18 protein-coding genes and 1 other annotated feature are annotated in these 22,501 nt (G+C 52.0%); of the genes, 9 read left to right on the top strand and 9 right to left on the bottom strand.

All coding sequences use genetic code 11. The annotated features are described in order from the left end of the window. Positions 1-2 precede the first annotated feature (2 nt). The 6 genes from ABIE29_RS11000 to gndA all read left to right on the top strand — a co-directional run bounded on the left by ABIE29_RS11000 (position 3) and on the right by gndA (position 9,034). Complete coding sequence (locus ABIE29_RS11000) at positions 3-3,284, top strand: glycosyltransferase (protein ID WP_429618713.1); 3,282 nt, start codon at positions 3-5, stop codon at positions 3,282-3,284. Continuing rightward, positions 3,281-4,315: a GDP-mannose 4,6-dehydratase gene (gene gmd, locus ABIE29_RS10995; protein ID WP_429618710.1), complete on the top strand. Its 1,035-nt coding sequence runs from the start codon at positions 3,281-3,283 to the stop codon at positions 4,313-4,315. Before ABIE29_RS11000 ends, gmd begins: the two co-directional genes overlap by 4 nt. After that, positions 4,315-5,208 carry a GDP-mannose 4,6-dehydratase gene (locus tag ABIE29_RS10990; RefSeq protein WP_429618708.1) on the top strand — a complete coding sequence of 298 codons (894 nt, stop codon included), beginning with the start codon at positions 4,315-4,317 and terminating at the stop codon, positions 5,206-5,208. The genes gmd and ABIE29_RS10990 overlap by 1 nt, the downstream gene beginning before the upstream one ends. Positions 5,209-5,210: 2 nt before the next feature. Further along, positions 5,211-6,344, top strand: a complete 1,134-nt coding sequence (locus ABIE29_RS10985; protein WP_337049712.1) for a glycosyltransferase family 4 protein — start codon at positions 5,211-5,213, stop codon at positions 6,342-6,344. 8 nt (positions 6,345-6,352) lie between these two features. Then, complete coding sequence (locus ABIE29_RS10980; protein ID WP_429618706.1) at positions 6,353-7,474, top strand: glycosyltransferase family 4 protein; 1,122 nt, start codon at positions 6,353-6,355, stop codon at positions 7,472-7,474. Between the two features lie 153 nt (positions 7,475-7,627). Further along, positions 7,628-9,034, top strand: a complete 1,407-nt coding sequence (gene gndA, locus ABIE29_RS10975) for an NADP-dependent phosphogluconate dehydrogenase (RefSeq protein WP_065685396.1) — start codon at positions 7,628-7,630, stop codon at positions 9,032-9,034. Between the two features lie 74 nt (positions 9,035-9,108). Here the strand turns inward: gndA and hisIE are convergent, their stop codons facing one another. The 9 genes from hisIE to hisL all read right to left on the bottom strand — a co-directional run bounded on the left by hisIE (position 9,109) and on the right by hisL (position 16,386). Continuing rightward, positions 9,109-9,726, bottom strand: a complete 618-nt coding sequence (gene hisIE / locus ABIE29_RS10970; protein WP_021805010.1) for a bifunctional phosphoribosyl-AMP cyclohydrolase/phosphoribosyl-ATP diphosphatase HisIE — start codon at positions 9,724-9,726, stop codon at positions 9,109-9,111. Beyond that, positions 9,720-10,496, bottom strand: coding sequence for an imidazole glycerol phosphate synthase subunit HisF (hisF, locus tag ABIE29_RS10965; protein ID WP_429618703.1), 777 nt, complete (start codon positions 10,494-10,496; stop codon positions 9,720-9,722). The genes hisIE and hisF overlap by 7 nt, the downstream gene beginning before the upstream one ends. Continuing rightward, a complete protein-coding gene (gene hisA, locus ABIE29_RS10960) occupies positions 10,478-11,215 on the bottom strand; it encodes a 1-(5-phosphoribosyl)-5-[(5-phosphoribosylamino)methylideneamino]imidazole-4-carboxamide isomerase (protein ID WP_429618700.1) in 738 nt (245 codons plus the stop codon). The genes hisF and hisA overlap by 19 nt, the downstream gene beginning before the upstream one ends. A gap of 5 nt (positions 11,216-11,220) precedes the next feature. Continuing rightward, a complete protein-coding gene (hisH, locus tag ABIE29_RS10955; protein WP_429618699.1) occupies positions 11,221-11,811 on the bottom strand; it encodes an imidazole glycerol phosphate synthase subunit HisH in 591 nt (196 codons plus the stop codon). Next, positions 11,811-12,878, bottom strand: a complete 1,068-nt coding sequence (hisB, locus tag ABIE29_RS10950; RefSeq protein WP_429618697.1) for a bifunctional histidinol-phosphatase/imidazoleglycerol-phosphate dehydratase HisB — start codon at positions 12,876-12,878, stop codon at positions 11,811-11,813. Before hisB ends, hisH begins: the two co-directional genes overlap by 1 nt. Before the next feature lie 8 nt (positions 12,879-12,886). Then, positions 12,887-13,951 carry a histidinol-phosphate transaminase gene (hisC, locus tag ABIE29_RS10945; RefSeq protein WP_429618695.1) on the bottom strand — a complete coding sequence of 355 codons (1,065 nt, stop codon included), beginning with the start codon at positions 13,949-13,951 and terminating at the stop codon, positions 12,887-12,889. Next, positions 13,948-15,255: a histidinol dehydrogenase gene (gene hisD / locus ABIE29_RS10940; protein WP_429618694.1), complete on the bottom strand. Its 1,308-nt coding sequence runs from the start codon at positions 15,253-15,255 to the stop codon at positions 13,948-13,950. The genes hisC and hisD overlap by 4 nt, the downstream gene beginning before the upstream one ends. Positions 15,256-15,259: 4 nt before the next feature. Next, positions 15,260-16,159: an ATP phosphoribosyltransferase gene (hisG, locus tag ABIE29_RS10935; RefSeq protein WP_429618692.1), complete on the bottom strand. Its 900-nt coding sequence runs from the start codon at positions 16,157-16,159 to the stop codon at positions 15,260-15,262. 68 nt (positions 16,160-16,227) lie between these two features. After that, positions 16,228-16,363: a sequence feature (His leader region), on the bottom strand. Continuing rightward, positions 16,339-16,386, bottom strand: a complete 48-nt coding sequence (gene hisL / locus ABIE29_RS10930) for a his operon leader peptide (RefSeq protein WP_100396937.1) — start codon at positions 16,384-16,386, stop codon at positions 16,339-16,341. (Overlaps the previous feature by 25 nt.) Positions 16,387-16,669: 283 nt before the next feature. Here hisL and ABIE29_RS10925 point away from each other — a divergent pair, with 283 nt between their 5' ends. The 3 genes from ABIE29_RS10925 (at position 16,670) to ABIE29_RS10915 (ending at position 22,498) form a co-directional block, all read left to right on the top strand. Further along, positions 16,670-17,494 (top strand): SDR family oxidoreductase, encoded by an 825-nt coding sequence (locus ABIE29_RS10925; protein ID WP_429618690.1) that lies wholly within the window; start codon positions 16,670-16,672, stop codon positions 17,492-17,494. A 324-nt stretch (positions 17,495-17,818) separates the two neighbouring features. Then, on the top strand, positions 17,819-19,987 hold the full coding sequence (gene pqqU / locus ABIE29_RS10920; protein WP_429618689.1) for a TonB-dependent receptor PqqU: 2,169 nt from the start codon (positions 17,819-17,821) through the stop codon (positions 19,985-19,987). A gap of 117 nt (positions 19,988-20,104) precedes the next feature. Next, complete coding sequence (locus ABIE29_RS10915) at positions 20,105-22,498, top strand: glucose/quinate/shikimate family membrane-bound PQQ-dependent dehydrogenase (RefSeq protein WP_429618688.1); 2,394 nt, start codon at positions 20,105-20,107, stop codon at positions 22,496-22,498. The last annotated feature ends 3 nt before the right edge of the window (positions 22,499-22,501 follow it).

The following is a 22,501-nucleotide window of genomic DNA, read 5'->3' as shown; positions in this document are numbered from 1 at the left end:
CAATGTTTAAGCATTTTAATGGCAAGGTGATTCAAGTTATTGAGTCATTAGATGTTTATGATGCGTGTTCTAATCATGTCATAAATATTGACACAGCGTTGCAGAATGTTTTTGGTATTGAGTCACAAATTTACGTTACGCACTTTCACCCAGAACGCGAGAAATTTGCTAACCACATTAGCGCTTTGGACGCCAATGAAGAAGATATAATTATTTTTCATTTCTCTGGCCTCTCGGAGTTTTGCGCGGACGCGGTTATTAAGCAAAACTGTTTGAAGGTTATACTGTATCATAATATTACACCTCATTATTTCTTTGAGAAAAACAGCCATCTTTACAGCTATTGTAAACGTGGACGTGAGCAGTTAAAGGAAATTATTCATCATTTTGATTTTGCGACAGGTGTAAGCGATTATAATCTTAAAGAAATTATCGAACTAGGTTATAACCCTGATAAAACCTTTAAACTGCCGATAATTATAGATGATATTGATGAGGCTAATTTCCTCGAAGTTGCCGGCAGTAAGAAAGATAACAACATTCTCTTCGTTGGTCGAATCTGTGAAAATAAACGTCAGGACAGGCTTGTTGAAGCATATGCAAAGCTTCGAAAAGCATTCCCTAATATCGGTGATTTAATTCTTGTTGGAGGATATGATTCTTCTTCTTCCTTCTACAAGCGTATTGTGACTCTCATCGGTGATCTGGATCTCAAGGCTAATGTGCATATTACTGGCAAGGTTAGTCAGTCTGTGCTTGAAGATTATTATCATAATTCACTTTGCTTTATGTGCTTCAGCGAGCATGAAGGTTTTGGTGTTCCGTTACTTGAAGCTGCATTGCATAATATTCCTGTATTGGCTCTTGATGCGGCTGCGGTTCCAGAAACACTTGGGAACTCTGCTGGTATCTTTAAAGATGAAGCTGAGCTATTTGATAAATTCGAGAAAGTCTGTTCGGATGACAAATTTAGAAATGCTTTACTTGAGCATCAAAAAAGAGTCCTCCATGCTAGTGATTATAATGCTTGGATAAAAATTGCCACTAATTTCTTTGATAAAATAATTGGTGGACCTGACCGTTTTAAATCGGTTAGTTTTGTTATTTGTACATTCAATCGCGCTGACTATTTAGAACGATGCCTGGATTACTTGACTCGTAGCTATAATAAAAACTTTGAAGTCATCGTTGTTAATGGCCCCTCAACTGATGATACATCATCAGTGGTTGAGCGTTGGCGTGATAAGATTATCTATGCTGATAATCCAGTACGTAATCTTTCAATATCACGTAATATAGGTAGTAATTTAGCTTCTGGCGATATTGTTGCATTTATTGATGATGATGCTATGCCATTCTATGATTGGTGCGATTGCATACTTGCCTACTATAATTCTTCTCACAATTTTGTTGCGGGTGCCGGGGGGCCGACTTATTATGCCGGTTCCTTGCAATTCCAGGCCATTGACATTCTGGTTGATAGTTTTGGTTCGGGAGTGAGTAACCCTGAAAAAGAGTTGTATAGCAACCCGGATTATCATCGCACCTTATTAGGTACTAACTCCTCTTTTCGTAGGGACTATTTGCTTTCAGTAGGTAGTTTTGATGAGGAATACGATTATTTCCTTGATGAAACGGATGTTTGTTTCCGGCTAATTAAAAATGGCTATAAAGTACAGCATTGCGCTAATGCCTACTTGAGGCATGAATTTGCGCAAAGCGATAATCGTGTAAGTAAATATAAGTATAACTGGTTTTCGATTGTCAAGAACACGGTTTATTTTGCTTTGCGTTTCAATGAAGGTGACAAGGACTTCATTATCGCTCAAACAAGAAAAATTGTTGAAAGAGAGCGTATTGCTTACCTTGAAGCTGGGCTTCGTTCGGGGGAAATCTCATCCGCTGACTTTAGTTCGTTAGTTAAAAGTGTTTGGGATGGTTTTGACGCTGGTATTGCTGCTGCCAATCACCCTCGTAAGCTAATTGAACTGGCGCCAAATAATAACGGCTGGCTGCCTTTTGAAACGGTTTCTGCCAATAAATCATTTAATAAATTGCACATCGTATTGGTAACAAAAGAATTCCCTCCATTTACTAAGTCTGGTGGGATTGGAACTCTTTATTACCATTTGGCAAGCGAACTCTTACTACAAGGCCATGATGTTACTGTCATAACACAGGGTAGTGAGGACAGGATCGAGCGCGGGAACTTCCGTTTAATCAGTTTGGCGGCTCCTGAATGTAATGATACATATACAGATTCTGCCATCGCCAATATCAATTTGTCCTGGTCGTTAAAAGTTGCGATAGCGCTTGATGCATTACATGAAGAACTCCCTATCTCTGTTGTTGACACTTGTCTTTGGGATGCCGAGTGTTATGCGTTCTTGCAGGTTAAAAATGAATTAAATATACCTTTGGTTGTTCGTTTGGTCACCCCATTGATTGTTGCTGATGAGACTAATGGTTGGAATATGCCTGCCGTTGATAAGGATTTGTTGGTCGGGTTCGAGAGAGCGATGGTGCAGAGTGCCGATGCTGTAGTGCCTATCAGTCAATCAATTCAAAATACATTCACCAAACGCTATGGTATTGAGGCAGATGAGCGCTTTAATATTATTAATGCTGGCATTGCTTATTGGCCAAGTTATGATGTGTCACGGGGTTATAATGATATTAGTCATTTCCCTGAACTGGTGAATGCCAAGCAACAGGGAAAAATGATCTATCTGTTCCTTGGTCGGCTAGAAAAACGTAAAGGGATTGATGTCTTTATTAAAGCAATCAGCCAGTTTAACCATCAGTACCCAGAAAAAACTAACGATGTGATGTTTGTTTTGGCGGGTAACGATGGTGTTGGAGTCAATGCTTTACTTGATGAGCACTTGAACGAGCAACAAGATAACATACTTCTTTTAGGTGAAGTTTCAGATTGGGATCGCGAAAAGCTATATGCATTTTGTGATGTTGTGGTTTTCCCATCCAGGTATGAGTCATTTGGCCTTGTACCGCTTGAGGCTTTTGTTCATGGAAAGCCTGTCATTGGTAGTAGTGGGGGGGCAATTCCTGAGGTTGTATTAGATGAACAATGCGGACTTATTTTTGACGACGGTTCTGAAGTCGAACTGGCGGAAAAGATGGCGCGACTTTGTAAAAATAATGCACTATACGAAATGCTTTCTCTGGGGGCTAAGGCTCGAGTCAAATATTTATCGTCAAACCGCTCCGCTTTACAATCCGAAGAATTATATAATCGTTTGATTTTAGGTATTAAATCATTATGAAAACAGCAATGGTTACAGGTATAACTGGTCAAGATGGCGCATATCTTGCTGAACTTTTACTCGAAAAAGGTTACCAGGTTCATGGTACCTACCGTAGAACCAGTTCGGTTAACTTCTGGCGCATAGAAGAACTGGGTATTGATAAGCATCCGAATCTGCATTTGGTTGAATATGATCTGACCGATCTGTCTGCCAGTATTCGTCTGTTGCAACAAACAGGTGCAACAGAAGTTTATAACTTGGCAGCGCAAAGCTTTGTTGGTGTTTCATTTGAACAACCTATTACCACAGCGGAAATCACTGGCATTGGCCCGGTTAACCTTTTGGAAGCGATCCGCATCGTTAATCCTAAAATCCGTTTCTATCAGGCATCAACCTCTGAAATGTTCGGTTTAGTACAAGCTGTTCCTCAGAAAGAAGATACGCCATTCTACCCGCGTAGCCCGTATGGCGTTGCTAAACTGTATGCCCACTGGATGACTATCAACTATCGTGAAAGCTACGGTATCTTCGCTTCCAGCGGTATTCTGTTTAACCATGAGTCGCCGCTGCGTGGTCGCGAGTTTGTTACCCGTAAAATTACTGACTCCGTTGCCAAAATCAAACTGGGCAAACTGGACGTATTGGAACTGGGTAACATGGATGCCAAACGCGACTGGGGCTTTGCCAAAGAATATGTCGAAGGCATGTGGCGTATGTTGCAGGCTGAGCAGCCGGATACCTTCGTGCTGGCAACCAACCGTACAGAAACCGTTCGTGACTTCGTTGCCATGGCATTCAAAGCCGCCGGTTATACCCTGCGCTTTGAAGGTAAAGATGAGCAAGAGGTAGGGATTGACGTTGCTAGCGGCAAAACGCTGGTTCGCGTTAACCCGAAATTCTTCCGTCCGGCAGAAGTGGAACTGTTGATCGGTAATCCAGCTCGCGCCAAGGAAATTTTGGGTTGGGAGCCTAAGACCACTCTGGAGCAGCTGTGCCAGATGATGGTGGAGCAGGATCTTGTACGTAATCAGAAAGGGTCCTCCTTCTGATGTTCGGCGCCGGCAAACGTGCCTTGGTTACGGGCATCAATGGGTTTACCGGCCGTTATGTGGCAGCGGAATTATCCGCTGCCGGATATCGGGTTTATGGGCTGGGTTCATTACCTTCGGCTCAGGCAGACTATTTTCAGGTAGACTTGCAAGACGAAGCGGCGTTAGCGGAAGCTATCGGCCAGGTTAAGCCAGATGTCGTTGTTCATCTTGCCGCCATTGCGTTTGTGGGCCATGGTGACGCGAATGCTTTCTATAGCGTAAACCTGCAGGGCTCCCGGAATTTACTCCAAGCACTCTCCGACAGTGGGCATCCATTGGATGCCGTGTTAATTGCCAGCAGTGCCAATGTTTATGGTAACAGCACTGAGGGTAAACTCGGTGAGGGGACCCCCGCCAATCCAGCGAATGATTATGCGGTGAGTAAGCTAGCCATGGAGTTTATGGCCAGATTGTGGGTGGATAAACTGCCGATATTCATTACGCGGCCCTTTAATTATACCGGTGTTGGCCAGGCAGATAATTTCTTGTTGCCGAAAATCGTCAAACACTACAAGAGTAAGGCTGCCGTTATCGAGCTCGGTAATATCGACGTTTGGCGTGACTTTACCGATGTCCGCGCCTTGAGCAAGGCCTATGTGGCACTGTTACGGGTCAAGCCTATCGGCGAAACGATCAATGTCTGCTCTGGGCGAACTTATTCTTTACGTGATGCGGTTGATTTGTGCGAGAAAATCACATCACACCACTTGGATATCCGCGTAAATCCGGCTTTTGTCCGTCCTAACGAAGTCAAGATACTGTGTGGTGATGCGACAAAACTGCGCAGTCTTGTCGGTGATTGGGATACTCCTCCGTTGGAGGAAACGTTGCGCTGGATGTTGGAAAACTGACGATGAAAGTCATATTTGGTACTGACCCGATTAAATATCCGTTAACTGGGATTGGCCGATATGCTTATGAGTTAGCTAACTGTTTAACTAAAAGCCCAGAGATATCTGAGCTTTTATTTCTTCAGGGGCGTAGGCTAAGTAAGCAAATACCGCAAGCTAGGGAAAGCAGTTCTTCAAGCCAGGGTTTGCGTCATATGGTGCAAAAAAGCAGAGTTGCTTCTGAGCTATACCGTTTGACGGCTCCCTGGTTAAAAACGTTAGCGTTAAAGAAACACCCTGATGCTATCTACCACGGCCCAAATTTCTATTTACCTCCCAAAGTTGGGCCTAGCGTAGCCACCTTTCACGATCTCTCTGTCTTTACGTGGCCACAATGTCATCCTCAAGAGCGCGTCCGTTTTATGCAGAAAGAACTACTGCTGACGATGAAACGTGCCGATATCTTGATCACTGACTCAGATTTTACACGGCAAGAGGTGATGGATTATTTTAACTTGCCTGCTAATAAAGTGTATGCGGCAAGGCTGGCTAGCAGTGGGGAATTTTACCCACGCGATCCCGAGTCTATTACTGCCGTAGTATCCCAGTATGGGCTGCAGGCAGGGCGATATTGTTTATTTACCGGGTCGATTGAGCCGCGCAAGAATATTGAAACCTTGCTGTCCGCCTACGAACGGTTGCCACTTAGCTTAAGAAAGGCTTATCCATTAGCTATCAGCGGCTTTAAAGGCTGGCGTAGTGAGGCTTTGCACGTGCGTTTTGAACAGGCTGAACGCGAAGGGTGGTTATGTTATCTGGGCTACACCAAGTCATCAGATTTACCTTACCTATTCGCTGGCGCCAGGAGCTTCCTATTCCCATCGTTATATGAAGGGTTTGGGTTGCCGGTGCTGGAGGCCATGGCATCGGGCGTGCCGGTGGTGTGTTCCAACAGTTCTTCGTTACCCGAAGTGGTTGGAGAGTGCGCGTTGACCTGCGCCGCTTTGGATGTCGAAACCTTGACGCAGTTAATTCATCAGAGCATTGAAGATGAGACTTGGCGTGAATCTGCCATCACTGGTGGTTTAAGTCGGGCAAAAACCTTCTCTTGGCAGCGTTGTGCCGCAGAGACTATTCACGCATATCAGCAGGTTTAATAGCTTTCATGTTAAAAGTTCTGCATTTTTATAAAACATATTATCCTGATTCTTTTGGCGGCATTGAACAGGTTATCTACCAGTTAAGCGAAGCTGGCATATGTCATGATATCGAATCGACAACGCTGTCGCTAAGCACGCGTGGTGATATTGATAATGAACGCGTCGGCTCGCACTCGGCTTATTACTCAGCAACAAATTTTGAAGTAGCGTCAACGCCATTTTCTATAAGTGCAGTAAAAAAGTTTAAACAGTTGGCTGCACAGGCGGATATTATTCATTATCATTTTCCATACCCATTTATGGATATGGTGCATTTTATCGCGGGTGTCAAAAAACCGACGATTGTGAGCTATCACTCGGACATAGTGAAGCAAAAGTTGGCGTTAAAATTTTATACGCCGTTGATGAGCAAATTTTTAGATTCGGTTGATTGTATTGTTGCGGCCTCGCCAAACTATGTGGAAACGAGCGTGACCTTGCAGAAATATCTGCCAAAAGTCAAAGTGATCCCTTATGGTTTGGATAAGAACTCTTATCCTATGGCGGATGAACAGCACCTCGACCATTGGCGACAAAAGGTGGGCGATCGCTTCTTCCTGTTTGTTGGCGCTTTCCGCTACTACAAGGGTCTCCATATTCTGCTTGAAGCGGTAAAAAGCACCGACTTCCCGTTGGTGATCGTTGGAGCTGGTCCGATCGAGCAAGAGTTGAAACAGCAGGCCGCAGATTTAGGTTTAAACAATATTCACTTCCTTGGCGCGTTGCCGGATGAAGATAAAGCTGCCTTATTACAACTGTGCTACAGCGTGGTTTTCCCGTCCCATTTGCGCTCAGAGGCGTTTGGTATCACTTTGCTTGAAGGGGCGATGTTTGGTAAGCCGCTCATTTCCAGTGAGATCGGCACAGGTACAACCTACATCAATCTGGATAAGGAAACCGGCATCGTCGTCCCTCCGTCAGATGCTGATGCATTACGCCAAGCGATGGTGCAACTGTGGAACGATCCGCAGTTGGCAGCCCGTTACGGAGAGAATGCTGCAAAGCGTTTCCAGGACCTGTTCACTTCTGCACGTATGGCGGAAAGCTACATTGAGCTCTATCAGCAGTTGATCGAGAAGCGCTTGTAAAAACCGCATTGTCTATCCGTGATATGCAATTATGTGACCTATCGCACCAATCACTACCCAGCGAACGCAATCCTGAGTTAACATGTTGGCCACATCAAAAACCTGTTGGCCAAGAGCCGTGATACAGGTGTCATCCTCAGACAGGAGTTCCTAATGTCCAAACAGCAAATCGGCGTTGTCGGCATGGCGGTGATGGGCCGCAATCTGGCTTTGAACATCGAAAGCCGTGGCTATACCGTTTCTATCTTTAACCGTTCAGGCGATAAGACTGACGAAGTTATTGCAGAGAACCCGGGCAAAAACCTGGTGCCGCACTACACCGTCGAAGAGTTTGTTGCATCGCTGGAAACACCGCGCCGCATTTTGCTGATGGTAAAAGCGGGCGAAGCTACGGACAAGACCATTGCCTCGCTGACTCCGCACCTGGATAAAGGCGATATCCTGATCGACGGTGGTAACACCTACTATCAGGACACTATCCGTCGTAACCGCGAGCTGTCTGCTCAGGGCTTCAACTTTATTGGCACTGGCGTTTCCGGTGGCGAAGAAGGGGCGCTGAAAGGGCCTTCAATCATGCCTGGTGGCCAGAAAGAAGCTTACGAGCTGGTGGCACCCATCCTGAAGAAAATCGCCGCTGTGGCCGAAGGTGAGCCATGCGTGGCCTATATCGGTGCTGACGGTGCTGGCCACTACGTGAAGATGGTGCACAACGGTATCGAATATGGCGACATGCAGCTGATCGCAGAAGCCTACTCCTTGCTGAAGCAGGCGCTGAATCTGAACAACGAGCAGTTGGCTGAAACCTTCGCCGAGTGGAACAAGGGCGAACTGAACAGCTACCTGATCGACATCACCAAAGACATCTTCACCAAGAAAGACGAAGAGGGTAAATACCTGGTTGATGTGATCCTCGATGAAGCGGCCAACAAAGGCACCGGCAAATGGACCAGCCAGAGTTCTCTGGACCTGGGTGAGCCATTGTCATTGATCACAGAATCGGTGTTCGCGCGTTACCTGTCTTCTCTGAAAGACCAGCGCGTAGCGGCTTCTAAAGTGTTGACCGGCCCGAAAGTTGCAGCCTTCAGCGGCGAGAAAGCCGAGTTTGTCGAGAAAGTTCGTCGCGCTCTGTACCTGGGTAAAATCGTTTCCTATGCGCAGGGTTTCTCTCAGCTGAAAGCGGCCTCTAAGGAAAACAACTGGGATCTGAATTACGGCGAGATTGCCAAGATCTTCCGTGCCGGTTGCATCATCCGCGCCCAGTTCCTGCAGAAGATCACCGATGCCTACGCTGAGAACGCTGACATCGCCAACCTGCTGCTGGCACCTTACTTCAAGCAAATCGCTGATGAGTATCAGCAGGCGCTGCGTGACGTGGTTTCCTATGCGGTGCAGAACGGTATCCCAACGCCAACCTTCTCTGCGGCGATCGCGTACTACGACAGCTATCGTTCTGCGGTACTGCCTGCCAACCTGATCCAGGCGCAACGTGACTACTTCGGTGCTCATACTTATAAGCGTACCGATAAAGAAGGCGTATTCCATACCGAATGGATGGAATAATCCCGCTCGTTGAACGATAAAAAAAGCCGCCGAGGTTAACGCCCGGCGGCTTTTTTATTGCCTGCAAAACTGGGTTATTTCTTCTCGTGCCGCTCGCGCAGGCGGCCAATCACTTTGCTCAAATCGAGTTCCTGATCCTGCAACAGCACCAGCAGGTGGTATATCAGGTCGGAAGCTTCGTTGGTCAGCTCTTCGCGATCGTTCACCGTGGCGGCCAGGGCGGTTTCTACGCCTTCCTCGCCCACCTTCTGTGCAATGCGCTTGGTGCCGCTGGCATACAGTTTGGCGGTGTACGAGCTATCCGGACTGGCGGTTTTACGCGAAGCCAGCAATTGTTCAAGCTGGTACAGGAAGCCCCAGTCGCTGCTTGCCGGATGGAAGCAACTGTCGTTACCCAAATGGCAGGTTGGGCCGATCGGGTTGGCCAGGATCAGCAGGGTATCGTTATCGCAGTCTGGCGTAATGCTGACCACGTTAAGGAAGTTGCCTGAGCTTTCGCCCTTGGTCCACAGGCGCTGCTTGGTGCGTGAGAAGAACGTCACCTTGCCGGTTTGCTCGGTCACGTCCAGGGCGGCCTGATCCATATAGCCCAGCATCAGCACTTCGCCGGAAACGGCATGTTGTACGATTGCCGGCATCAGGTTGTCGGTTTTTGCCCAATCCAGCTTAGCTTTCTGTTGTTCTGTTAACACACGCGTATCTCCACGCCTTTCTCTGCCAGGAACCGTTTCAGTTCGCTGATATTGATGATTTGCTTATGGAATACCGAAGCCGCCAGCGCGCCGTCAACATCGGCATCGCGGAAGGCTTCCAGGAAGTGTTCCATGGTACCGGCACCGCCGGAGGCGATCAGCGGCACCTTGCACACCTCACGTACCCGCTTCAGCTGTTCCAGATCGTAACCGTTGCGTACGCCATCCTGGTTCATCATGTTGAGCACAATCTCCCCAGCGCCGCGCTTTTGCACTTCCTGCACCCAATCGAGGGTTTGCCACTCGGTGACTCGGGTGCGGCTTTCATCCCCGGTATATTGGTTGACGTGGTACTTGCCGGTTGCGGCTTCATACCAGGTGTCGATCCCGACCACGATGCACTGTACGCCAAAGCGGTCTGCCAGGCGGCTGATCAGCGTTGGGTCGGCCAGCGCCGGGGAGTTGACAGAGATCTTGTCCGCCCCAAAGGAGAGGATCTGGCTGGCGTCTTCGGCACTCTTGATGCCCCCGGCCACGCAGAACGGAATATCGATCACTTCCGCAACGCGTGATACCCAGCTTTTATCTACCACCCGGCCATCGCTGGAGGCGGTGATATCGTAAAAGACCAGTTCGTCGGCGCCTTCCTGCGCGTAGCGCTGGGCTAACGGCACGATATCGCCAATGATTTCGTGGTTACGGAACTGCACGCCCTTGACCACTTGCCCGTCCTTGACGTCCAGACAAGGGATTATCCGTTTTGCCAGCATGCGATAGCCTCCTCAACGCTGAATTTACCGTCCAACAGGGCACGCCCGACGATCACCCCTTCCACACCACTGCCACGCAGCTGGGCGATATCGTCCAGGTTGCCGATGCCGCCAGAAGCCTGGAAGGCGATCTGCGGATAGCGTTGGCACACTTCCTGATACAGCCCCACGTTGGAGCCTTTCAACGTACCGTCGCGTGAGATATCGGTACACAACACGTGTTTCAAGCCAAACGGCAGATATTGTTCAACCACCTGTTCCAGCGTGGCCTCCGAGTTTTCCTGCCAGCCACTGATTGCCACGTTCTTACGGCCAGCGGCGTCGATGCGTACGTCCAGCGCCAGCACCATGGCGTCGGCACCGTAGCGTTCAAACCAACCCTGTACCATCTCTGGCTGCTTGACTGCGGTGGAGCCGATGACCACGCGCGTGGCTCCGGCCTCCAGCAGCGCGGCAACGTCTTGTTCGTTGCGGATACCGCCGCCAACCTGTACCGGTACGCTTACCCCGGCCAGCAGTGTACGCAGCAGAGGGATCTGGCGGGCCGCCGGATCTTTGGCGCCGGTCAAATCAACCAGGTGTAAAACTTGCGCCCCTTGCTGCTGATAGTCTTGCAGACGTAGCAGCGGATCGTTGCCGTAGTCGCGCTGTTGGCCGTAATCGCCCTGATGCAGGCGCACTACGTTACCGTCGATCAAATCCAAAGCGGGAATAATCATGCTGCCTACATCTCCAGAAAGTTCTTCAACAGTTGCGCCCCGGCGTTGCCAGATCGCTCTGGATGAAACTGCACGCCAAAGAAGTTGTCTTTTTGTACGGCGGCGGTGAAGGGCTCGCCGTAGTTCGCCTGAGCGATGGTGCTTGAGCATATCGGCATCGCATAACTGTGAACGAAGTAAAAGTAAGCACCATCCTCGATGCCGCGGAACAGATGATTGCCGGCCTGCGCCGTAACCTGGTTCCAGCCCATATGGGGCAAAGGCAGGCCAAAATCGGTCATCTGTGTTACCGGAGTATCGATAATCCCTAGCGTTTTGATACCCCCATTTTCTTCACTGCTGGCTGCCAGCAACTGCATACCCAGGCAGATCCCCAGCACCGGCTGGGTACAGGCCTTGATCAGATCGATCAGGTCGCGCTGTTCCAACTGGTCCATTGCCGCCTGTGCAGTACCCACACCAGGCAGGAACAGTTTGTCGGCGCGCAGCACGATCTCCGGATCGCGGCTCACCTGTGGCTGATAGCCCAGGCGCTGCACCGCATAGTTGACCGAGGCGAGGTTGGCGCAGCCGGTGTCCAGGATCACCACGTTCATCACAGCACTCCTTTCGAGCTGGGCAGCGTATTGCCCTCAACGCGGATCGCCTGGCGCAGCGTGCGGCCAAACACCTTGAACAGGCTTTCGACGCGGTGATGGTCGTTTTTGCCTTTGGTGCGCAGGTGCAGGGTGCAGCCCATGGTGTAAGACAGCGAGCGGAAGAAGTGCTCGATCATCTCGGTGCTGAGATCGCCTACGCGTTGGTAGTTGAACTCGGCTTTATATTCCAGGTGCGGGCGGCCGGAGATATCCAGTGCGCAACGGGCCAGGCATTCATCCATCGGCAACACGAAGCCGAAGCGTGCGATGCCGCGTTTGTCGCCCAGGGCTTTACTCAGAGCTTCGCCCAGCGCCAACCCGGTGTCTTCTACTGTGTGGTGATCGTCGATGTAGAGATCGCCGTTCACCTGAATATCCATCCGGAAGCCGCCGTGGGTGGCGATCTGATCCAGCATGTGGTCGAAGAAGCCGACGCCGGTTTTGATCTTGCTGCCACCTTCGCGATCCAGCCAGACCTTCACGTCAATCTGTGTCTCTTTGGTCACGCGGTTAACGTGCGCATAGCGATCGCGCTTGGTCAACTGTTGGGTGATGGCCTGCCAGCCCAGCGTCTGGCGCTGATACAGCAGCCCCTGAATACCCATATTGGCCGCCAGTTGGATATCGGTTTGCCGATCGCCAATCACATAGCTGTTGGCCACGTCTATCACGCCTGGCTCCAGATAGCCTTTGACCATGGCGACCTTCGGTTTACGACATTCGCAATGATCTTCCGGCTTGTGCGGGCAGATCAGGATATCGTCGAATTTGACGCCCTGAGAGCTGAGGATCTGCATCATCAGGTTGTGCGGCGGATCGAAGGTTTCCTGCGGGAAGCTGGCGGTGCCGAGGCCGTCCTGATTGGTGATCATCACCAGGGTGAAACCGGCTTGCTGCAAGGCCAGCAGGGCAGGGATCACTTCCGGCTCCAGCGCCAGTTTATCCAGGCGGTCAACCTGGAAATCTTCAGGGGGTTCAGCAATCAGCGTGCCGTCACGGTCAATAAAAAGATATTTTTGGCTCACGTTGGCTCCTATGCGCCGGGCAGGGTATTGAGTGCGTCAACGACGCGCTGGCATTCGTTACGGGTGCCGATGGTAATACGCAGGCAACCGGACAGGCCAGGCTGTTTATTTTGGTCTCGCAAGATAATGCCCTGATCCCATAAGGTTTTAAAGACATGACTTGAGGCGGTAAAGCGAACCAGCAGGTAATTGCTGTCACTGGTGAAGACCTGCTCCACGCAGGCGCAGTCTTGTAACGCCTGCTGAAGCCAACTGCGGTTGCTGGCAATCTCGGTGACGCGCTGGCGCATAACGCGGATCCCCTCGGTGCTCAGCGCCTGGGCGGCGATGTCGGCCACCGGGGTCGAGAGCGGATACGGGGCAATCACTTTCAGTAGCAGGGCGATCACGTCCTCATTGGCCAGGGTAAAACCACAGCGCAGGCCAGCCAGGGCGAAGGCTTTGGACAGCGTGCGTAAAACTACCAGGTGCGGGTAATCGCTCAGCCAGCTAGCCACCGACGCCTGCGGGCAGAATTCGATATAGGCTTCATCGATGGCGACGATGGCCTTACCTTTGGCCAGTTCCAGCAGGTTGCGCAGATCGTTGGGATCCAGCAGGTTTCCGGTCGGGTTATTTGGGCTGCAGGCGTAGATCAGCTTGACGTTATCCAGGCTGGCGGCAATTGCAGGCAGATCGAGCTGCCAGTCTTCTTTGGCAGCGACCGTGCGGCGCTCTACGCCAAACGTCTCGGCGCTGACGGCGTACATGCCATAAGTTGGTGGGCAAAACAGGATGGCGTCTTTACCTGGCTCGCAAAAGGCGCGGATCAGTAATTCGATGCCTTCATCGGCACCACGGCTGACCAACACCTGTTCTTTATTCACTCCGGCGTAGGTGGCGTAGCGCTCAATCACCAGAGCAGGTTGGCATTCCGGATAACGGTTGAAGGTCTGTGCGGTCAGTTGGAACTCTGGTGCCAGCGGGTATTCGTTGGCATTCAGCCAGACGTCACCCTTGCCACCCAGGCGGCGGGCCGACTGATACGGGGTCAGCTCGCGCACGTTTTTACGTGCTAATTCTTCGATGCTCATGCTTGCTCCTTCAGTGCGGCGATGCGTAGGGTCACGGCATTTTTGTGGGCGACCAGCTGTTCGGCGGCAGCCAGGATTTCAATGGTCGGGGCCAGGGTCATAAAGCCCTGTGGCGTCAGTTCCTGTACCGTCATGCGCTTTTGGAAATCCGCCAGTCCCAAACTGGAGCAGGTGGCGGTATAACCATAGGTTGGCAGCACGTGGTTGGTGCCGGAAGCATAATCCCCGGCAGATTCCGGCGACCAGTCGCCGAGGAACACCGAACCGGCACTGGTAATGCTGTCTACCAGATCGCGCGCGTTGCGGGTCTGAATAATCAGGTGCTCAGGGCCGTACTGGTTGCTGATGGCGACACACTCGGCCAAGTCCTTCGCCACAATCAGGCGGCTGCTGGCCAGAGCCTGGCGAGCGGTTTCTGCCCGTGGCAGTTGTGCCAGTTGTTGCTCAACCGCTACTGCGACCGCTTCGGCCATGGCGGCGTCTGGCGTTAACAGAATGACCTGCGAATCCGGGCCATGCTCGGCCTGAGACAGCAAATCGGAAGCGACAAATGCCGGGGTTGCGACGCTGTCTGCGATCACCAACACCTCGGAAGGGCCAGCAGGCATATCGATGGCCGCACCGTCCAACCGTTGGCTGATCTGACGTTTGGCTTCGGTGACAAAGGCGTTGCCCGGCCCGAAGATTTTCGCTACCCGTGGTACCGAATCCGTGCCAAATGCCATGGCGGCAATCGCCTGCGCGCCGCCGACCTGGAACACTTCCTGCACGCCACAGAGTTTGGCGGCATACAGGATCTCATCGGCAATCGGCGGTGGTGAGCAAAGCACCACGCGGCGGCAACCGGCGATGCGTGCCGGGGTCGCCAGCATCAATACCGTGGAGAACAGCGGTGCGGAGCCACCAGGGATGTACAGACCCACCGAATCGATTGGGCGGGTTACCTGTTGGCAGCGTACGCCGGGCAGGGTTTCTACGTCCACCGCTGGCAGTTGTTGTGCATTGTGGAAGGTTTCCACGTTGGCGACGGCTACGGCCATCGCCTGTTTGATCTCGTCGCCCAGACGGGCACAGGCTTGGTCAATCTGCTCTGTCGTTACGCGTAATGCCGTGACTTCGGTTTTATCAAACCTGGCGCTGTATTCACGTAGCGCGCTGTCACCGTTGGCTTTCACGTTATCGAGGATCTCGCGCACCGTGCGGGTGATGCTGTCCGAAGCGGAAATGGCCGGGCGCATCAGCAACTCTGCACGCTGCTCCGCGCTGCAACTGCCCCAATTGACGACGGTATTGAAGTTTGGCATGGCGTTACTCCATCATCTTCTCAATTGGCAGCACCAGAATGGAGCTGGCACCCAGGGCCTTCAGTTTTTCCATGGTTTCCCAGAACAGGGTCTCACTGCTGACCATGTGCATCGCTACGCGGTTCTGAGAGCCTGCCAGCGGCAGAATGGTCGGGCGTTCGGCACCCGGCAGCAGCGCGATGATTTCATCCAGGCGTTCGCTTGGCGCGTGCAGCATGATGTATTTGGATTCACGCGCCTGGATCACCCCTTGGATGCGGGTCATCAGGCGGTCGATCAGCTGTTGTTTGGCTTCCGGCATTTCGCCGTCACGCTGGATCAGGCAGGCTTTCGAGCGGTAAATCACTTCCACTTCACGCAGGCCGTTGGCTTCCAGGGTGGCACCGGTAGACACCAGATCACAGATAGCGTCTGCCAAGCCTGCACGCGGAGCCACTTCCACCGAGCCGTTCAGCAGGCAGGATTTAAAACGCACGCCTTGTTTATCGAGGTACTGTTTGAGCAGGTGCGGGTAAGAAGTCGCAATGCGGGAGTCTTGCAGGCTTTGCGGGCCAGAGTATTCGCTATCCAGCGAGGTGGCCAGCGACAGGCGGCAACCCCCGAAGTCTAGGCGGCGCAGCGTGAAGTAACGCGGGTCTTCGCCCTGAGCACGGCGGTTGAGCAGTTCCTCTTCCAGCACGTTCTCACCGATGATGCCCAGATCCACCACGCCATCCATCACCAGGCCAGGGATATCGTCATCACGCACGCGCAGGATATCGATCGGCATATTCTCGGCGAAGGCAATCAGACGTTGCTGTTGCAGGTTGATCTTGATGCCGCAGCGGGCCAGCAATTCCTGAGACTCTTCGCTCAAGCGGCCTGATTTCTGCATGGCGATACGTAAACGTGTTTTGTCCAACATGGTAACCTCTGTTTAATCTGTAATTTTATGAATTTATTATTAAAATTATTTTCTGTCTGTCCGGAGCCAAAAAAAAACCCTCGGAAGATATCTTCCGAGGGCTCTTTCTTGCGTTTGGTTCGTTCTACGCGCCACTGGAAGATTCGAGAATCGTCTTCCAGCACACATCGCCTGAAAGACTAGTCAGGATGATGGTGATGATGGTGGTTGAACTGAACGCGAGTCATGTCGTTTCTCTTTAAAATTGGGTCAGCCAGTGCCGAGTTGCTAATTAAGCTAAACTATCCGTTGTATAACTTGCAACCCTTTTTTGTGGTTATGAATTTAATTTAATGAAAGCGCCTGAGTTATTAGCCATACGTGGTTTACCCAACCTTAAGGTTAACCGATTGTAACCACCAGCACGGTGGCGTAGCCTAGGGGAGTTTCTCACTCTCGCCTGCGGTGTGGCTGGTGGCCTTCTGCAACGGTGAAGTTGGGCTTGTTAGTCGATTCTTAGGGGGCATGCTGATGAAAAAAGTCGCCATTGTGGGGTTGGGTTGGTTAGGGATGCCGCTGGCTTTATCGTTAATGGGCCACGGGTATGAAGTGATTGGCAGTAAAACTACGCCGGATGGGGTCGAAGCCGCGCGGATGAGTGGTATTGAATGTTATCGCCTGGAACTGACGCCGGAGCTGATTTGCGAAGCTCACGATCTGGAACAACTGCTGTATACGGATGCGTTGGTGATCACTCTGCCTGCCAGCCGAACCGTCGAGGGGAGCGCAAGTTACTTTGATGCCGTACGTATGCTGGTCGACAGCGCGATGGCGTTTGGCGTACCGCATATCATCTTTACCAGCTCCACATCGGTTTACGGTGAAACCACCGGCATCGTTCGAGAAGATTCGCCGCTCAAGCCGGTGACATCGGCTGGCCGAGTGCTGGAGGAATTGGAGCTTTGGCTACATCAATTGCCCAACACGTCGGTGGACATTTTACGCTTGGCAGGGCTGGTGGGTGGGGATCGTCATCCAGGCCGTTTCCTGGCGGGTAAGGTTGACGTCAAGGGCGGTTCGCACGGGGTCAATCTGGTGCATCAGGATGACGTGATCGCGGCCATTCAACTGCTGCTGAAGCTGCCGAAGGGTGGGCATACCTACAATCTTTGTGCGCCAGGCCATCCGCTCAAACGTGATTTCTACCCGGCGCTGGCCGAGCAACTGCAATTGCAACCTCCGCAGTTTGCGCAACAAGATGAACAACAAGGGCGGCTGGTGGACGGCAGCCGTATCTGTAACGAGCTGGGGTTTGAATATCAATACCCAGACCCGACTCGCATGCCGATCAGTTAACCAAATCAAACTGTCCCGCAGCTTGTGCGGGGCAGTACTCCTCCCAAAATCTTACTTATTTTTTACTCTCTCAGTTTGATTATTAAACATGACTAAATTATAAGGAAATTAATTTTACGCATTGATATTGATAGCAATAATCTAAATCCTTCACATTCCCCCATTTAAGACTCATCATTTATATTTATCATTTGTGTAAAATTCGAGTTAATAGAAGTTTGAGTTTCTCTCCGCTATTTTCAAACTGTTGCGATAAGTATTAACATACGCTCGGTTTTTTCTAAAAGGTACCTATCTTCTCAAGCGTCTAATGGCAGTTTTTACATGAATTTTATTAATAAAAAAAATACAGCGATCTCACCTATCGCCATTTCTGCGCTGTTACCTTGCGCTCTGTGTATGGCGGTAAACGTACAAGCCAGCGATCGGGCAGTGGACCAATCTTCCATGGTGGTCACGGCCAAGCGCAGCGGTCTTTCAGAATTGAGTACTCCGGCTGCGGTTAGCGTGCTTAATGGTGATGAACTTCGTCAGGCCAGGCCGCAGATTAATATCTCCGAAGGGCTGGGCAGTGTGCCGGGGCTGCAAATTCAAAATCGCCAGAATTATGCGCAAGATTTGCAACTGTCAATCCGTGGGTTTGGCTCGCGCTCAATGTACGGCGTACGCGGCGTACGCATTTATGTGGATGGTATTCCTGCCACCATGCCGGATGGCCAAGGGCAAACGTCGAATATCGATCTCAATTCAGTGGATAAGGTGGAGGTTTTGCGCGGGCCGTTTTCCGCGCTGTATGGCAACGCTTCCGGTGGTGTCATCAATGTAGAGACCGCAACTGGCCAACAACCGGACAAGATAGAAGCGGGCATGTATAGCGGCAGTAACGGCACCTGGCGCTACGGCATGAAAGCCAGCGGTGCAACCGGCGATGGCACGCACGCCGGTGACGTGAACTACGCCGTCTCCGCGACTCGTTTTACCACTGAAGGGTTCCGCGACCACAGTGGGGCACGCAAGAATCTGGGTAACGCGCGTTTGGGTGTGCGCATTGATGATGTCAGCACGCTGACGCTGTTGTTTAACTCGGTCGACATTAATGCCGACGATCCCGGTGGTTTAACCGAAGCCGAATGGCACGACAATCCGCGCCAGGCCCCAAGAGCAGATCAATACAACACGCGTAAAACCATCTCGCAAACCCAGGCCGGGTTGCGCTATGAACGTCAGATGAGCGCCAATGACGATCTGAGCATCATGACTTACGCCGGTGAACGGGAAACCACACAGTATCAGTCAATTCCAGTGGCCGTACAGCAGCGTAGTGAACAACATCCCGGCGGAGTGATCTCTCTGGCACGTCATTACCAGGGTATCGATACTCGCTGGACTCATCGTGGTGAAGTCGCTACGTTGCCGTTCAGTCTGACGGGGGGACTCGACTACGAAACCATGACCGAGCAGCGTAAAGGCTACGAGAATTTCACGGTAGTCAACGGCGTTAACGAATTGGGGACCAAGGGTAATCTTCGGCGGGATGAACGCAACCTGATGTGGAATGTGGATCCCTATCTGCAAACCTCCTGGAACCTGACTCCACGTTTGACGCTGGATGCCGGAGTGCGCTTCAGCACCGTCAATTTTGACTCCAACGATCGCTATATTACCGGCAACAATGGCGACGACAGTGGCGACGCCCGCTACCACCAGTGGTTGCCAGTAGGCTCGCTCAACTATGCGTTGACCAAGACCTGGAATGTGTATGTTTCCGCCGGGCGTGGTTTTGAAACCCCTACCATCAATGAACTCTCTTATCGCCCAGGAGGCGTGGCGGGGCTCAATCTCGATCTAAAACCTGCTACCAGCGATACCGTTGAATTGGGCAGCAAGACCCGTATCGGCAACGGCCTGTTCAGCGCGGCGCTGTTCCAAACCGATACCAAAAACGAAATTGTCGTCGATGAGAGCAGCAACGGGCGCACCAGCTATAAGAACGCGGGGCAAACCCGTCGCCGTGGGGTGGAGTTAGCGCTGGATCAACAGTTCAACTACGACTGGCGTCTGCAAATGGCCTGGACGCTGCTGGATGCCACTTACCGCGATGATGTCTGCGGCGACAGCATCTGTTCTGCCGCAAAGCAGGTGCCTAAGGGCAACCGACTACCGGGGATTGCCCGCAATATGGGGTACGCCTCGCTGGCCTGGTCGCCTCCTCAGGGTTGGTTCGCCGGTGCTGAACTGCGCTACATGAGCGATATCCAGACCAACGATCAGAATTCACAGCAGGCACCGTCCTACACCGTGGCGGCGCTGAATACCGGCTATCGCTACCCGGTAGGGAACTGGCAATTTACCGTTTTTGGTCGGGTGGACAATCTGTTTGATCGCCAGTATGTCGGCTCGGTGATTGTCAACGAAGGCAATGGCCGCTATTTCGAACCCGCTCCAGGCAGAAACTGGGGTGGGGGCATGAGCGTTGCTTATTCATTTGAATAATAAGCAGTAGTACAGCGGGGAACCTATCCCCGTTGAGTGGTTATCTTGGGATGGTTATTTATTGCGACCGCAGTTACGCCAAAGTTTGCGCGTTGCTAGCGGTGGGAGAAAGTGAATATGGCAAAGACAGGCAATAAACGAAGTATAGGGAATTACCTGATGTGGCTGCTGGGGGGGCTGATGGGCGTCATCGGCCTCGCGCTGGCAATCGGCGGCGTTTACCTGGCTTCATTGGGAGGGAGTCTCTATTTTGGGCTGATGGGGGTGGTGATGCTGATCGCTGCGGTACTGGTGATCAAGCTCAAACCTGCAGGCATATGGGTGTATGCGCTGGCCTTTGTGTTCACCCTGATTTGGGCGTTGTGGGATGTTGGCCTGGATTTCTGGCCGTTGTTCTCACGCTTGTTTATGTTCGGCGTGCTGGCCTTCCTGGCCGCGTTGGCCTATCCATGGTTGAAGAAACGTGCCGGTCATCCGGTTCGCGGCGCCGTCAGCTATTCATTGGCAGGGTTGCTGGCGGTTGCGCTGGTGGCCGGATTTGGTTACACCTTTGTGCCTACGCCACTGGTGGCGGCCAAGGAAGATATTCCGGTTAAACCTGTGGCTGCCGGTAGTGAGCAGAAAAACTGGGAACATTGGGGGAATACTACCCATGGTGACCGTTTTGCCGCGCTGGATCAGATCAACAAGTCTAACGTCAGCAAGCTGAAGGTGGCGTGGATTGCCCATACCGGCGATATTCCACAAAGCAACGGCTCTGGCGCTGAAGACCAGAATACCCCGCTGCAGATCGGCAACACCCTGTATGTCTGTACCGCTTACGGCAAAGTGCTGTCGTTGGAAGCCGATACCGGCAAAGAGTTGTGGTCCTACGATCCTAAAGCCTCTGCACCTAACTGGCAGCGTTGCCGTGGCCTGGGTTATTACGACAATGCGGCTCAGCCAGCCTCATCGCCAGTGGTTGCCACTAGCGCTTCGGCACCGGCCATGTGCGAACGCCGCCTGTTCCTGCCAACCATCGATGCGCGTTTGATTGCCATTGATGCCGATACCGGCAAACCTTGCGCCGACTTCGGCGATAACGGCACTGTCGATCTGAAAGTGGGCATGGGCGAAGTTAAACCGGGTTATTACCAGCAAACCTCAACCCCATTGGTGGCGGGTAACCTGGTGGTGGTCGGTGGCCGCGTGGCGGATAACTTCTCTACCGGAGAACCTCCTGGTGTGGTGCGTGCTTATGATGTGCATACTGGTGAACTTGCCTGGGCATGGGATCCGGGTAATCCGGCCATTACCAAGCTGCCACCAGCGGGTGAAACCTATACGCGCGGTACGCCGAACGTATGGTCCGCAATGTCCTACGACGCCAAACTGAATCTGATCTATTTGCCGACCGGTAACGCCACGCCTGACTTCTTTGGCGGCGAGCGTACCGAGCTGGATGATAAATACAGTTCTTCCATCGTGGCTGTTGATGCCACCAGCGGCAAAGTGCGTTGGCATTTCCAAACCACGCACCATGACCTGTGGGACTTTGACCTGCCTTCCCAGCCGTTACTGTACGATCTGCCAGATGGTAAGGGGGGTACGACACCCGTGCTGGTGCAAACCAGTAAGCAGGGCATGATCTTTATGCTCAACCGTGAGAACGGTCAGCCAGTGGCGAAAGTGGAAGAACGTGAAGTACCGCAGGGCAATGTGCCTGGCGAACGTTACTCCAAAACCCAGCCGTTCTCGGTGGGAATGCCGAATATTGGCAACGAGACGCTGACCGAGTCCGACATGTGGGGCGCAACGCCGCTCGATCAACTGCTGTGCCGCATCGAGTTCAAAGGGATGCGTCACCAGGGCGTCTATACACCACCGGGTATCGACCGTGCTTTACAATATCCTGGCTCGTTGGGCGGGATGAACTGGGGCAGCGTCTCGGTGGATCCGAACAATGCCATCATGTTTGTTAACGATATGCGTTTGGGGCTAGCCAACTCGATGGTGCCACGCAGCAAGGTGCCGACCGGCGCCAGTGGAATCGAAATGGGTCTGGTTCCGATGGACGGTACGCCGTTCGGTGCGATCCGTGAACGCTTCCTCTCCCCACTGGGCATTCCATGCCAGAAGCCACCGTTTGGCACCATGTCAGCGGTAGACCTGAAGTCGGGCAAACTGGTGTGGCAGGTTCCGGTAGGTACAGTGCAGGATACAGGGCCGCTGGGCATTAAAATGCGTATGCCGATGGAAGTGGGCATGCCAACGCTGGGTGCGAGCTTGTCAACTCAATCCGGTCTGCTGTTCTTTGCTGGTACTCAGGATTTCTACCTGCGTGCCTTCGATACGGCAACCGGGAAAGAGATCTGGAAAGAGCGTCTGCCAGTGGGCAGCCAGTCCGGCCCAATGACCTTTGTGTCACCGAAGAACGGCAAGCAATACATTATTATCAGCGCTGGTGGTGCTCGTCAGGCCGCAGAGCGGGGTGACTATGTCATTGCTTATGCTCTGCCGGACGACAAGTAACTA

Source organism: Serratia sp. 2723, assembly GCF_050434425.1.
Lineage (GTDB): Bacteria > Pseudomonadota > Gammaproteobacteria > Enterobacterales > Enterobacteriaceae > Chania.
Note: the sequence above shows the minus strand (reverse complement) of the source record. Positions and strands in the feature narration are given on the sequence as shown.

What these genes read in the sequence shown, in the direction of transcription:
- ABIE29_RS11000 (WP_429618713.1), top strand. Translation starts at nt 3, where the DNA reads ATGTTTAAGCATTTTAATGGCAAGGTGATTCAAGTTATTGAGTCATTA.
- gmd (WP_429618710.1), top strand. Translation starts at nt 3,281, where the DNA reads ATGAAAACAGCAATGGTTACAGGTATAACTGGTCAAGATGGCGCATAT.
- ABIE29_RS10990 (WP_429618708.1), top strand. Translation starts at nt 4,315, where the DNA reads ATGTTCGGCGCCGGCAAACGTGCCTTGGTTACGGGCATCAATGGGTTT.
- ABIE29_RS10985 (WP_337049712.1), top strand. Translation starts at nt 5,211, where the DNA reads ATGAAAGTCATATTTGGTACTGACCCGATTAAATATCCGTTAACTGGG.
- ABIE29_RS10980 (WP_429618706.1), top strand. Translation starts at nt 6,353, where the DNA reads ATGTTAAAAGTTCTGCATTTTTATAAAACATATTATCCTGATTCTTTT.
- gndA (WP_065685396.1), top strand. Translation starts at nt 7,628, where the DNA reads ATGTCCAAACAGCAAATCGGCGTTGTCGGCATGGCGGTGATGGGCCGC.
- hisF (WP_429618703.1), bottom strand. Translation starts at nt 10,496, where the DNA reads ATGCTGGCAAAACGGATAATCCCTTGTCTGGACGTCAAGGACGGGCAA.
- hisA (WP_429618700.1), bottom strand. Translation starts at nt 11,215, where the DNA reads ATGATTATTCCCGCTTTGGATTTGATCGACGGTAACGTAGTGCGCCTG.
- hisH (WP_429618699.1), bottom strand. Translation starts at nt 11,811, where the DNA reads ATGAACGTGGTGATCCTGGACACCGGCTGCGCCAACCTCGCCTCGGTC.
- hisC (WP_429618695.1), bottom strand. Translation starts at nt 13,951, where the DNA reads ATGAGCATCGAAGAATTAGCACGTAAAAACGTGCGCGAGCTGACCCCG.
- hisD (WP_429618694.1), bottom strand. Translation starts at nt 15,255, where the DNA reads ATGCCAAACTTCAATACCGTCGTCAATTGGGGCAGTTGCAGCGCGGAG.
- hisG (WP_429618692.1), bottom strand. Translation starts at nt 16,159, where the DNA reads ATGTTGGACAAAACACGTTTACGTATCGCCATGCAGAAATCAGGCCGC.
- ABIE29_RS10925 (WP_429618690.1), top strand. Translation starts at nt 16,670, where the DNA reads ATGAAAAAAGTCGCCATTGTGGGGTTGGGTTGGTTAGGGATGCCGCTG.
- pqqU (WP_429618689.1), top strand. Translation starts at nt 17,819, where the DNA reads ATGAATTTTATTAATAAAAAAAATACAGCGATCTCACCTATCGCCATT.
- ABIE29_RS10915 (WP_429618688.1), top strand. Translation starts at nt 20,105, where the DNA reads ATGGCAAAGACAGGCAATAAACGAAGTATAGGGAATTACCTGATGTGG.